Genomic DNA, 12,822 nt, shown 5'->3' on the forward strand with positions numbered 1-12,822 from the left:
TCGGGGACCGTGACGACACACGGGTCCGCAACTATCACTACCCGCCCGGGATGTGACTACAGCCACAAGTCCCGCCCAGCGGGAGCCATCTGCACGTCTCCCACCGAAGCACATTCGGCGTCCCGATCGGGAAATGCGACGCGATCGTCACCGCCCCTCGACGAGAATTACGACCGCAGACACCGCGGCGAGTCCGACGACGGTGACGGCCAGCCCGAGCATCAACACGAACGGGTACACGACGCGACCTGCGTCGAAGTGACCGCTGACTCGCTCGTACCGGCGCCGGGCCGTCACCACGACGACGGACGCCGACACGATCGCCCACGTCCCGAGCACCTGGATCACCACCGACGAGCCCGGCACGTAGCGCAGGCAGAGGAAGGCGACCGCGGCGAGGCTCGCGGCCGTGCGCACCCACGCGAGCGTCGTGCGCTCGGGTTGCAGGCCGGGATCCCGGTTCGCCGCGGCCGCGGTGCTCACCGCAGCACCACGATGAGCAGGGTGATGCCCGCGCCGGCGATCACGCCCGCCAGGACGGCCGCGATGGCGGGCACCGGGAGGCTGCGACCGGTGCGCATCGCCGCCTCCACCCCCATCCACCGGAGGAAGGCGAAGACGACCAGCAGCACCGCGCCGACGAGGAGTCCGACCACGAGGACGGTGTGCATGGTGGGGCCCACGACGTCGGTCCCGAAGGCCTCGAGGCCGACCGCGGCAGCGATCAGTCCGAGGCCCGTCCGCACCCACGCGAGATAGGTGCGTTCGTTCGCGAGCGTGAAGCGCGGGTCCGGATCGTCCCCTTCCCGAAAGGCCTTGGGCCGCCACCCACGCGATGTCATCGAGATGACTCCTCCTCCCGCACCGGCGAGCACGTCACCGGACGTAGCGCTTCAGCACAGCCGCCCGCCTGCGCGCCAGCGTGGCGCGGCGCTCGGCCGCACCGATTCGCTGCGTCGCCGCCGGCAGTTCGGCCAGGACCTCGTCGAACCTCACCTTACGCACCGTGGGCGTCGGCAGATCGGTATCGGTGGCGAGCCACCACCGGTACACGCACCGGGTGAACTCGTTGCCCGCGGTGTCCAGCCAGTTCGCGACGCCGGGATCACGGTGCGCCACCACGGCGCGGAACACGCCGTCGGCGTCGAGCACCGCCTGGTGCCCGTTGAGCGACGTCTGCCGGTAGGTGTAGTCGAGCGACTGTCCCCAGTAGTCGCCGAGGTGGATGTTCCAGAAGTGGCAGTCCGGCGGCGTCACCTCGAGAATCAGCGCCTCGTCGGCGGCGATCTCGAAATTGCCACCGCCGTAGGCGATGTGCCCGCCGTCGCTCGCGTACGACGAACTCACCGTCGGCTGGGTGCGAAGCACGTTGCGGTCACCGTCGCGCAGGCTGTACATCGCGGCCCAGTACTCGGCGAAGCCGTCGACGAAACGTCCGACGGACTCCACCTGCGCGGTCACGGCCACCGGTTCGGTGACCGGGCCGGGGCCGTCGACGTCGATCCGCTCGATCGACAGATGGTACGGATCCTCGGCGTCCCAGTCGTAGAAGTACTGGCGAGTGATGATGTCCTTCGTGGTCGGCGGCATCGGCAGCCAGTTGCCGTCGTGCGGTTCGGCGCTGATGATCACCTCGAAATCACCGTTGTCACGCAACGTGATTCCGCCGGGGTTGGAGATCGCCCCGAGCGTCGATCCGGTGGCCGCCTTGAACGCGGCCCGGAAGTCCTTCGGCCGGTCGTCGTCGGACTGCGCCTTCTCGTACAGACTCACGGTGTCGTACAGCGTGAGCCCGATGTACCGGGCGCGTCCGCCGGTTCCGGTGAGTCGGTACGTCCCGGCCGGATCGAGGACCGCGTGACCGAACAGGCAGTCCGGCGACTCCGTCGCGTACCGCTTGGTGTTGTCCTGCAGGTGCCCCACCTCCGGATAGTCCGGGTCGGCACTGAACACCACCTGTTCGAGGCCCGCGTTGAGCAGGTTGAGCAGGTAGCGGTATCCGGCAGCCCGCATCGCGGGATCGTCCGACCGCGGATCACCCGCGATCACCTTCGAGGCACGGGACAGGTTGTCGCACAAGCCCTGCCACGCGGCGTCGAGATCGTCGTTGCGCTGCCGACGGTCGTCGGAGGGATGCATCATCGCTGCCCCCTCAGGCCGGCACGTCACCGAGGATGGCGACGCGTTCCATCACGCGGCGGTGCGGGAAGTAGTCACTGGCCGCGTAGTGCTGCGTGGCACGGTTGTCCCAGAACGCGATCGAGTTGGGCTGCCACCGGAACCGGCACTGGAAGTCCGGCACCTTGGCCTGGTCGAAGAGGTGGCGCAGCAGCACCTCGCCCTCGGCCGGATCCATGTCCGGGATGTGCGTGGTGAACAGGCTGTTGACGAACAGCGTCCGGCGCCCGGTCTCGGGGTGGATCCGGACGATCGGATGCTCCACCGGTGGGAACTGCTCCTTCATCGCCGCAAGCTTCTCCGGCCCCATCGACCGACCGAACGACGGCACGAAGTCGTGGATCGCGACGCGACCCTCGATCTGCGCCTTGACCTCGTCGGACAGGCAGTCGTAGGCATTGCCCATGTCGGCCCACAGCGTGTCGCCACCGGCCGGCGGCACGTCCAGCGCGCGCAGGACGGACCCGAGCGGCGGACGCTTCTGCCAGGTCACGTCGACGTGCCAGATGTTCTCGGTGCCAGGGCTGTCCTCGCCGCGCTCGAAGTGCACCACCTCGGGTACCTCACCCTGCGGCAGCAGCGGATGCACCTCGAGTTCACCCCAGTGGCGGGCGAAGTCGCGGTGCTGAGCTCCGGTGATCTGCTGGTCGCGGAAGAACACGACCTTCCATTCGAGGAGGGCCCGACGCAGTTCCTCGATCGCCTCCGGACTCGGGTCCCGCAGATCCACCCCGTGGATCTCCGCGCCGATGAACGGCGTCACCGGCCGCACCTCGAACTGCGTGTAGGGCTCCGGTTCGAATCCGTCAGCGCACCTGCGCATTCCGCGCGGCCCGAACTCGATCGAATGACCGCCGATCTCGACGGTTCGACTACTGGTCAGCGTTGCCATGCAAGCCTCCTGCTTCAGGGGATCCAGCTCCGAACACACCACCACCGACGCATCTCCCGCTCGACCGAGCGGGAGAGAGCGCCTCCGGCAAGCTATCAGTCAGTGACTTAAACCGTCAAGACACTGACTTAATCGACGAAAACAGCTGCCCTGAAGGGGTGTTGACGAAGCCGGAACCGCCTGGAGCTAGGGCCGGTTCGACGTCGAGTCGGGAGCCTCGAGCGCCCCCACCGACATGTCGATCAGATGACGCACGGTCTCGTCGAAGTCGGCATCGACGACCGGATTCCCGGTGTTGCGCCGCTGCTCGTAGACCGCGAGCGCGGACACCGCCATGTTGAGCATCAGGTCGACGCGGATCACCGCGACGCGACGCGACAGGTGCCCGAGCGCCCGCATCAACCGTGTCGACACTTCACGACTGGCCTGCGTGACCTCGGAGAGGTCGGCGTTCAGGATGTCGACCGACGGGGACACGCGAGCGATGAACTGCGCGTAGTACGAATCGGCCCCGGACGTGCGCAGATAGTCGGCGAGCGGCAGCACGACCGCCTCGACGAGTCCGCGGACGTCGCCGCCACGCCCCTCCTCGTCGAGCCGTTCGAGGAAGGCGGCGCGACTGAGGTTGATCTCCTTCATTCGCCGCCGGAACACCTCGAGCACCAGACCGTCACGCCCACCGAAGTGGTACTGCACGGCCGAGTTGTTCTTCTGGCCCGCCGCGGCCGCGACGTCGCGCATGGAGACGCCGTCGATGCCACGCTCGGCGAACATCCGCTCGGCGACCTCGATCATGGCGCTCTTCGCGTTTCCGGGATTCGACACGCCGAAAGCGTAGTAAGGCGGCGCTTTAATGGTCAAGGCACAGCGGGTACGCTCCCCCGCAGATCCGGCGACGTCGAATCCTTCCGCTGGAAGGCCCGTCGACCGTGCGCTCCCAAACGAACTCCGCCGCAATGGAAACGAACGAGTCGTACCCGCCCCATCACCCAGAGAGGTGCACCATGAACCGTCATTCGATCCCGATCGTCCGGACCGATCCCCCGGTCTCCGCCGCGGTCGACTACCGCAACCAGACGGAGCCGTTCAACCGGCCTCAGCCCGTGCGTCCGCCGGCGGGCGCGCCCAACGTGCTGCTGGTGATGCTCGACGACGTCGGCTTCGGCGCCCCGTCCGCGTTCGGCGGACCGTGCCGCACCCCCACCGCGGAACGACTGGCCGCCGACGGCGTCAAGTACACCCGCTTCCACACCACCGCGCTGTGCTCGCCGACCCGGGCCGCAACGCTCACCGGACGCAACCACCACAGCGTCGGATTCGGCGTCATCGCCGAACAGGCCACGGCAGCACCGGGCTACAACGGCACCCGGCCCGACTCCGCGGCCACGGTGGCCCGGATCCTGCAGGGCAACGGGTATGCGACAGGTGCGTTCGGCAAGATGCACCAGACGCCGACGTGGGAGATCAGCGAGGCCGGCCCGTTCGACCGCTGGCCCACCAGGGAAGGCTTCGACCGCTTCTACGGTTTCCTCGGCGCCGAGTCGGATCAGTTCGCTCCGGTGCTGTACCGCGATTTCACCGTCGTCGATCCGCCGTGCACGCCCGAGGAGGGCTACCACATGTCGGAGGACCTGGTGGACCGCGCGATCGAGTGGATCGAGTCCGTCGGGACGATGGATCCGGACAAGCCGTGGTTCTGCTACCTGCCGTTCGGCGCGTGCCATGCGCCGCTGCAGGTTCCGGACAGCTATCTCGACAAGTACCGCGGCGAGTTCGACCACGGCTGGGACCGGCAGCGGGAGATCACGCTCGAACGTCAGAAGCAGCTGGGCGTGGTCGCACCGGAGACCGAACTGGCGCCGTGGTCCGGCGATCTGCCGCACTGGGACGAGCTGGACGACGACCAGAAGAAGGTCTCCGCCCGGCTGATGGAGCTGTACGCGGCGTTCCTCGAGCACACCGACGACCAGGTCGGCCGGCTCGTCGATCGACTGCAGGAACTGGGCGCGCTCGACAACACGCTCGTGCTCTACATGCTCGGTGACAACGGCGCCTCCGCCGAGGGCGGCATGGAGGGTTCGTTCAACTACCTCGCCGGGCTCAACGGCTACAAGCAGACCACCGCGGAGGTGCTCGAGCGCTTCGACGAGCTGGGTACCCCGACGAGCTACCCGCACTACCCGGCGTCGTGGGCGCTGGCGCTCGACACGCCCTACCAGTGGGCCAAGCAGGCCGCGTCGCACTACGGCGGCACCCGCAACGGCCTGATCGCGCACTGGCCCAACGGAATCAGCGACGCCGGGCTCCGCCACCAGTGGCATCACTGCGTGGACATCACCCCGACGATCCTCGCGGCCGCCGGCGTTCCCGCGCCGGACACCGTCGACGGGGTGCCGCAGAAGCCGATGGAGGGTGTCGCGATGAACTACACGTTCACCGACGCGGAGGCCGCGGACCAGCACACCACGCAGTACTTCGAGATCTACGGCAACCGCGGCATCTACGATCACGGCTGGACGGCGGTAACCCTGCACCGCGCGCCGTGGTTGATGGCGACGTACGGGCTGAAACTGCCGACGTTCGACGAGGATCGGTGGGAGTTGTACGACACGAGCGTCGACTGGTCGCAGGCCCGCGACCTCGCCGACGAGTTCCCCGAGAAGCTCGCGGAACTGAAGCAGAAGTTCCTCGTCGAGGCAGCTCGCTACCAGGTGCTGCCGCTCGACGACCGCACCGTGACCCGCAACGCCGCGCCCAAGGACCGGCCGCCACACCCGCTGCGCGGTCGAACGAGCATCACGCTGTACCCCCACATGAACGGGCTACCGGAGAAGGCGGCGCCACCGTTCTTCAACCGGTCCTACGTCATCACGGCGTCCCTCGAGACCGGTGGCGAGCCGTGCGAAGGTGTGCTGGCGAGCGTCGGCGGCAGCTTCGGTGGCCTCGCCCTGTACGTCGCCGACTCGAAGCCGGTGTTCTGCTACAACTTCAGCGGCGGCGGCACGACGTTCGTCCGGCCCGACGTCGAACTGACCGCGGACACCCGCGAAGTGCGCCTCGAATTCGATTACGACGGGGGCGGTATCGGACTGGGCGGAGTGGCGCGACTGTTCGTCGACGACGTCGAGGTGGGCAGCGGCCGCATCGAGCAGACGACCCGCGCGATCTTCAGCATGAACGAGCAGCTCGACATCGGCGCCAACCGCGGCAGCCCGGTGTGCGACGACATCGTGGGCCGCTTCGCCTTCACCGGACGCCTGCACCACGTCCGCGTCGACCTGCCGGGCGAGGGCCGGCCGGAGACCGCCACGGAGCGGCAGCGGGTGGCGCTGGCGACGCACTAGGCGCTCCGCGCCCGTGCGCCTTTTCGGTAGTTCCCGCTACCGGAAAGGCGCACGGCGCCGGGATGCTGTCACCCGTACGACCGATACCCGTCCCGGCTGTTGCGGCATAGGTTACAACCGTTTTCCCCGACTTCACCGGGGGAGATTTCGACCGCTGCCCGACCGAGGAGGTTTCGATGACCAACGACACCCCGAACCCAGTCAGTCCGACCTCCGACGATCCGTACCAGGGGACAATCAACCGGACCCGACCCGCTCCGGTCCAGTCTCCGGTGGTCGTGGATCTCCAGCCGCCCGTCGCTCTCGGTGCACTGGCACTGCTGTCGTTGATCGCCACGATCGTCTCCGACAACCATCTGGGATGGTTCCTCACCGCGGTCGCCTTCGCTTACGGCGCATGGTTCGTCCGTCAGCGCGGAGTTCAGTGGCCGAACGACGTCCAGTCGCTGCTCGCAGCTGTGAGATTGGGCCCGCGTCCGGGTACACGGCACTCGAGCGATCCCGACGCGACCGGAACACGATCAGAGGATCGTCCTTCACGATCCCTGATCCCTCTGCGGCCCTTGACGTTCCCCGAGCTGTTCACTTCGGCAGCGAAAGTCGTGGTCCGGAACTGGCCGTCGCTCATCGGAATCCCGGTCCTCGTCTGTATCGGGTTCTTCGTCGTGCTCCTCATGGTGTTGGCGGCCGCCCTGGCGGCGGTCACAACGGTTCCATCCGAGGTAGTCGGCGGATTCATGCTCTCCACGATCTCCAGTCCGGCAGCATTCCTGGCATCGATAGTCGCGACGGTGCTGGTGATAGCGCTCATCGGACTTCCTGCCGATGCACTCCTCATCGGTCTATCCGTCACCGCAACCGATCGAGCCGTCAGAGGCGAACCGGTACGACTGTCCGCACTCGTGTCCCACACAGCCCGCCGATTGTTCGCGATCTGCCGCCTGACCGGCTTGTACTATCTCCTGTCCTTCGCACCGCCACTGCTGTTCTGGGTCATCGTGGTCGCGACAGGATTCGAGGGCGTCGCCGTGGCGGCAGTCGTGATGTTGCCGATCTACGTCGCTCTCTTCATCGCCGGCATCATGTTCAGCCTCGCGCCGGTTGTGATGATCGTGGAGGAACGTGGTGCGATCGATTCCTTCCGACGTGCCGCGCAGCTCGCCCGGCCGGCCTTCGGGCGGCTGTTCGCCATCCACGCACTGTGGGTGGCCGGCATTCTCGGACTGTCCATTCCAGCCGGCATTCTCGGCATGCTCGGGCTTCCGTCCGTCTTCTACTTGATCCTGCTGGGAGGCCTGGTCGCCATGTTCCGGGCACTGCAGATGCTCATCTACATCGACCTGCGAATGCGCCAGGAGAACTACACGCCCGATCTGGGTTGATCGAGATCGGGGGAAGGGACGAACGGGAGTTCACGGCACGGGTTCACGAACGAACCGTGCCGTGAACTCCCGTTCGGCGCTGCGGTGGCGAACGGCGAAGTTCCGAGAACGCCGTATTGAACCTTCATTCGATGAAGTCGACGATGCTATTGCAGACCTCCATCGGTGCAACTCGCGCAACTCGTACTTGAACTTTTCCAGACTTTGAACGATCATTCATTTCGGCATTGCCGCACCCGGAGCACTAGCCATGGAACCCTCGATCGAGCAACACCGCACGGCAGAACAGGACCCTGACCACGCGGATTGCTAGCGCGATAGCGGGCGATCAAACATTTCAATACGCCTACGCCCACCCAGTGGGACGAAATCAGTTCAGCTTGGAGGAATTAATGAAGATGCAAGGGAAAGTTGTACTTGTTACCGGGGCTGCCCAGAGTCAAGGACGCAATCACGCGGTGGCGATGGCAGCCGCGGGCGCAGACATCATTGCGATCGACATCTGCCGTCAGATCGATCTCGTCCCCTCCCCGATGGGAACCCCCGAGGGACTGGCCGAGACCGCGCGCCTGGTCGAGGCGACGGGGCGGCGCGTGTATGCCGCCGAGGTCGACGTCCGGGACCGGGCCGCCCTCGAGCGGTGCATCGCGAAGGGCGTCGAGGAACTGGGGCGGCTCGACGTCGTCGTCGCCAACGCCGCGATCTGCACGGTACAGCGACACGAGGATGTGACCGACGAGATCTGGCGGACGACACTCGACGTCAACCTCACCGGAGTGTGGAACACCTGCGCCGCGTCCATTCCGCACATGGAGGCGGCCGGCGGGAACATCGTCATCACCGGTTCGACGGCGAGCACGGTCGGGCTGCCGTTCTACACACCGTATGTGGCGGCCAAGCATGCACTCACCGGCCTGTGCCGTTCCCTGGCGCTCGAGCTGTCCGATCGGAACATCCGGGTGAACATGATCAACCCCACCGGCGTCGACACGCCCCAGGGTCATTCGCAGGTGCTTCCCGCCCTCCTCGCGGAGCGGCCCGATCTCGCGCCCGTCTTCCTCAACTCGCTGCCGGTCGAGCGAATCGATGCGTCGGATGTCACCAACGCGTTGATGTACCTCGCGTCCGACGACGCACGGTACGTCACCGGCATCGCGCTCCCGGTCGACGCCGGCTCGACCATTCGCTGAATCCCCCGTCTGCCTGCCCTCCGACACGGGCAGGCAGACGACGGGCGTCGCTACAGCTCGACTGCGGCTAACCGACCTTCAGCACGTCGCGGATCATCTGCCACAGCTCGAGACGTGCCGGACCGGTGAGCGACAGCTTCGGAAAGGTGAGGAAGCCGTGGAACAGACCGTCGAAGCGGTGCGCGACGACCGGCACCCCGTCACCTGCCAGACGTTCCGCGTAGGCTTCGCCGGCCGAGCACGGCGGATCGAGTTCGGCCGTCACGACGAGCGTCGGAGGCAGCCCCGCGAGCGTCGTGGCGCGGGTGGGGACCACGAACGGGCTCGTCCGGTCCTCGGGCGCGTACTGGTCCCAGTACCAGCGCATCGCGTCGGTGGTGTTGTAGTAGCCCACACCGTATTTCGTGTAGGACTCGGTCGTGAAGTCGTCGTCGATCACCGGATAGACGAGGATCTGCGCCGCAACCTGCGGAGCACCCCGATCCCGCGCGGCCAGCGCCACCGTGGCAGCCAGGTTTCCGCCCGCGCTGTCGCCGGCGAGAGCGATCCGGTTCGGGTCGCCTCGGTACTCGCCGACATTGTCCGCGGCCCACAGCAGGGCGGCGTAGACGTCCTCCATCGCGGCGGGCGCCTGGTGCTCCGGCGCCAGCCGGTAGTCGACCGACACGACCACGGAGTCGACCGCATCCGCCATCGAGCGACAGAACTCGTCATGGGAATCCAGGTCGCAGAAGACGAAACCGCCGCCGTGCGCGAAGACGATCACGGGCAGCGGATCGTTCGACTCCGAATGCGGGACATACACGCGCAGCGCCAGATCCCCACCCGGGCCGTCGATCACGATGTCGCGGGCAATCGCCATGTCCGGCTGGTGAGCGAGCGGTGCCCGACGAGAGGCGATCACCTCACGAAGCTCCGCCGCAGGGAACTTCGTGACGTCCGGAAATCCTGCCTCGAGAACAGCAAGCATCGACTCCACGTCCGGGTGCAAGTCAGCTCGGCGATCCACTGCCACGTCACAGTTCCTCTCTCGTACCGAATACGGTCCGACTCGGCGGCAGTCGCACAGGCCCCTGGCCCCGGCTGAACCGAGTCGTCGCGACGCCACCTTGCAGGAGGCCGTCGACTGCCGCAATACCGTCGTCCCAGCGTGCGGGAGGTTTTCCCGAGTGCACCGATCGGGGTACGCGGCCTCCGTCCATTCAGTGGGCAGACTGGATGACCTGCGGAACGGCGTTGGTAATACTGCGGGACAACGTATTTCGATTCACACCTATCCCAGCCGATAGTTCAGGAGGACAGCACACGATGGCGAACAGACTGACCGGTAAAACGGCATTGGTGACGGGAAGCAGCCGGGGAATCGGTCGCGCGGTCGCGCAGCGGCTCGCGGCGGAGGGAGCCACCGTCGTGGTGACCGCCAGATCCCGGCAGGCATCCGAGTCGATCCGCAACGGGCGGGCGTCGACCATTCCCGGAAGCCTCGACGAGACCGTCGAATTGATCGAGGCCGCCGGCGGGCACGCGATCGCGATCCCCGCCGACATCGACGACCCCCAGGATCTGGATCGGCTCGTCGGCGAAGCCGTCGAGCACACGGGACGCCTCGACATCCTGGTCAACAATGCGGGCTTCGCCGACTACGCCCCGATCGAGCAGATGCCCGCGACCACCTTCGACCGCACGGTCAACCACTATCTCCGAGTCCCTTTCCTACTGTCGCAGATGGCAATTCCGCACATGCGCAAGCAGGGGCGCGGGTGGATCGTCAACATCGGATCGTCGACGGGGATGTCGCCCATCCGCCCGTTCCGGGAGTACAACAAGACCTCCGGCGACGTCGTGTATGCGTCGATGAAGGCGGCGCTGCATCGCTTCACGCAAGGCCTCGCCGCCGAGACCCTCGACGACGACATCGCGGTCAACGCCGTGGGGCCGTCCACCGCGATCATGACGCCCGGAGCCGCCGAGCTCCTTCCCGACGGCTACGAGACCGAACCGGTGGAGTATCTGGCGGAAACGGTTCTGGCGATGTGCCACCTGCCCGCCGCGGACCGAACCGGGCATGTCGCGTTCAGCCTCCACTACCCGTGGAGCACCGGGCTGCCGGTCATGACGCTGGACGGCGGGACGGAGTTGCCGCGGCGACAGCCCCCGGAGTGGGCGAACCCCAACATTCGGCCCGAAGGCCTCTGACGCAAAACCTGGGAGCCCCGACCGGTTCGGTCGGGGCTCCCAGGGATTCGACACTCGCGCGTACTACGCCGTCAGCACCAGTCCCGAAGTCGGAACACCGGTTCCGGCGGTGACGAGGACGTTCTCGACGTCCGGCACCTGGTTGACGGAGGTGCCGCGGATCTGGCGGACGCCCTCGGCGATGCCGTTCATGCCGTGGATGTACGCCTCACCGAGCTGCCCGCCGTGCGTGTTGATCGGTAGCCGGCCACCCAGCTCGATCGCGCCGTCGGCGATGAAGTCGCGGGCCTCACCGCGGCCGCAGAAGCCGAGTTCTTCCAGCTGCATCAGCACGTACGGCGTGAAGTGGTCGTAGAGCACCGCGGTCTGCATGTCCGACGGCCGCAGCCCCGACTGCTCCCACAGCTGATCGCCGACCAGCCCCATCTCGGGCAGACCCGTCAGGCCGTCGCGGTAGTAGCTGGTCATGATGTACTGATCCGGCCCACTCCCCTGCGCCGCGGCCGCGATGATCGCCGGCCTGTTCGGCAGATCCTTGGCCCGCTCCGGCGAGGTGACGACGATCGCGATGCCGCCGTCGGTCTCCTGGCAGCAGTCCAGCAGGTGCAGCGGTTCGGCGATGAACCGCGAATTCTGGTGATCCTCGAGCGTGATCGGCTTGCCGTAGAAGAAGGCGTTGGGGTTCACCGCCGCATGCTTGCGGTCGGCGACCGCGACGCGGCCGAAATCCTCACTCGTGGCGCCGTACACGTGCATGTACCGCTGCGCGACCATCGCCACGAACGACGCCGGCGTCCCCAGCCCGTGCGGGTAGGAGAACGCGTTGTCCGTGCCCGACGAGTTCACCTGCTGCACCAGACCGGTGTTGACCTGACCGAAACGGGCACCCGAACGCTCGTTGAACGCGCGGTACGCCACCACGACGTCCGCGACACCGGTCGCCACAGCCATCGCGGCCTGCTGGATGGTGGCGCACGCCGCACCGCCGCCGTAGTGGATCCGGCTGAAGAACTTCAGGTTCGGAATCCCCACCGAACGAGCCACGGCCGCTTCGGTGTTGGTGTCCATCGTGAACGACGTCAGCCCGTCCACGTCGGACGGCTTCAGTCCCGCGTCGTCCAGTGCAGCCTGGACCGCCTCGGCGGCCAGACGCAGTTCGCTGCGGCCCGAGTCCTTGGAGAAGTCGGTGGCACCGATGCCGACGATCGCAGCCTTGCCGGACAGCCCGCTCATGCGTCGTCTCCGTTCATGACGAGGGTTACCGTGGACGTGATGTGGTCGCCGAGGCTGTCCTTGCCGACCACCTTGACCGTGACCAGCCCGTCCTCCGCCGCGACGACCTCGCCGGACAGGTGCAACGTGTCGTACGCGTACCACGGCACGCCCAGGCGCAGCTTGATCGACGTGAGCCGGGCTCGCGGCCCCGCCCAGTCGGTGACGAACCGCTGCACCAGACCGGTGTCGGTGAGGATATTGACGAAGATGTCCTTGGACCCGCGCTGCTGCGCCTTGTCCCGGTCGTGGTGCACGTCCTGGAAGTCCCTGGTGGCCAACGCCGTCGAGACGATGAACGTGGGATCACCGTGGATCGAGAGGCCCGGCAGCTGGTCGCCGACGCTGATGTCGAGTGCGCTGGTCAT

The 12,822-nt window shown here is 66.9% G+C and carries 12 protein-coding genes; 4 read left to right on the forward strand and 8 right to left on the reverse strand.

Features of this window, described 5'->3' with window-relative positions:
* Positions 1-147: 147 nt before the first annotated feature.
* The 5 genes from LCL87_RS22495 to LCL87_RS22515 all read right to left on the reverse strand — a co-directional run bounded on the left by LCL87_RS22495 (position 148) and on the right by LCL87_RS22515 (position 3,895).
* Positions 148-483 (reverse strand): DUF202 domain-containing protein, encoded by a 336-nt coding sequence (locus tag LCL87_RS22495; RefSeq protein ID WP_225023669.1) that lies wholly within the window; start codon positions 481-483, stop codon positions 148-150.
* Positions 480-842 carry a DUF202 domain-containing protein gene (locus LCL87_RS22500; RefSeq protein ID WP_225023670.1) on the reverse strand — a complete coding sequence of 121 codons (363 nt, stop codon included), beginning with the start codon at positions 840-842 and terminating at the stop codon, positions 480-482. Before LCL87_RS22500 ends, LCL87_RS22495 begins: the two co-directional genes overlap by 4 nt.
* Before the next feature lie 34 nt (positions 843-876).
* Positions 877-2,142 (reverse strand): DUF1214 domain-containing protein, encoded by a 1,266-nt coding sequence (locus LCL87_RS22505; RefSeq protein WP_225023671.1) that lies wholly within the window; start codon positions 2,140-2,142, stop codon positions 877-879.
* A gap of 10 nt (positions 2,143-2,152) precedes the next feature.
* Positions 2,153-3,070 carry a TauD/TfdA family dioxygenase gene (locus LCL87_RS22510; RefSeq protein WP_225023672.1) on the reverse strand — a complete coding sequence of 306 codons (918 nt, stop codon included), beginning with the start codon at positions 3,068-3,070 and terminating at the stop codon, positions 2,153-2,155.
* A gap of 186 nt (positions 3,071-3,256) precedes the next feature.
* Positions 3,257-3,895 carry a TetR/AcrR family transcriptional regulator gene (locus tag LCL87_RS22515; RefSeq protein WP_225023673.1) on the reverse strand — a complete coding sequence of 213 codons (639 nt, stop codon included), beginning with the start codon at positions 3,893-3,895 and terminating at the stop codon, positions 3,257-3,259.
* 179 nt (positions 3,896-4,074) lie between these two features.
* On the opposite strand from LCL87_RS22515, the gene LCL87_RS22520 reads away from it, so the two are divergent.
* From LCL87_RS22520 to LCL87_RS22530, 3 genes are all read left to right on the forward strand, one after another.
* Positions 4,075-6,414, forward strand: a complete 2,340-nt coding sequence (locus LCL87_RS22520) for an arylsulfatase (protein WP_225023674.1) — start codon at positions 4,075-4,077, stop codon at positions 6,412-6,414.
* Between the two features lie 176 nt (positions 6,415-6,590).
* Positions 6,591-7,796, forward strand: coding sequence for a hypothetical protein (locus LCL87_RS22525; RefSeq protein ID WP_225023675.1), 1,206 nt, complete (start codon positions 6,591-6,593; stop codon positions 7,794-7,796).
* A gap of 398 nt (positions 7,797-8,194) precedes the next feature.
* On the forward strand, positions 8,195-8,986 hold the full coding sequence (locus tag LCL87_RS22530; RefSeq protein ID WP_225023676.1) for a mycofactocin-coupled SDR family oxidoreductase: 792 nt from the start codon (positions 8,195-8,197) through the stop codon (positions 8,984-8,986).
* Between the two features lie 67 nt (positions 8,987-9,053).
* Here the strand turns inward: LCL87_RS22530 and LCL87_RS22535 are convergent, their stop codons facing one another.
* Positions 9,054-9,956 carry an alpha/beta hydrolase gene (locus LCL87_RS22535; protein WP_225023677.1) on the reverse strand — a complete coding sequence of 301 codons (903 nt, stop codon included), beginning with the start codon at positions 9,954-9,956 and terminating at the stop codon, positions 9,054-9,056.
* 338 nt (positions 9,957-10,294) lie between these two features.
* On the opposite strand from LCL87_RS22535, the gene LCL87_RS22540 reads away from it, so the two are divergent.
* Positions 10,295-11,182 (forward strand): SDR family NAD(P)-dependent oxidoreductase, encoded by an 888-nt coding sequence (locus LCL87_RS22540; protein ID WP_225023678.1) that lies wholly within the window; start codon positions 10,295-10,297, stop codon positions 11,180-11,182.
* Positions 11,183-11,245: 63 nt separating this feature from the next.
* Here the strand turns inward: LCL87_RS22540 and LCL87_RS22545 are convergent, their stop codons facing one another.
* Entirely contained in the window at positions 11,246-12,415 is a 1,170-nt protein-coding gene (locus LCL87_RS22545) for a lipid-transfer protein (protein WP_225023679.1), read from the reverse strand.
* Positions 12,412-12,822, reverse strand: a complete 411-nt coding sequence (locus tag LCL87_RS22550; protein WP_225023680.1) for a MaoC family dehydratase — start codon at positions 12,820-12,822, stop codon at positions 12,412-12,414. Before LCL87_RS22550 ends, LCL87_RS22545 begins: the two co-directional genes overlap by 4 nt.

This window comes from Prescottella equi (assembly GCF_020171745.1).
Taxonomy (GTDB): domain Bacteria; phylum Actinomycetota; class Actinomycetes; order Mycobacteriales; family Mycobacteriaceae; genus Prescottella; species Prescottella equi_A.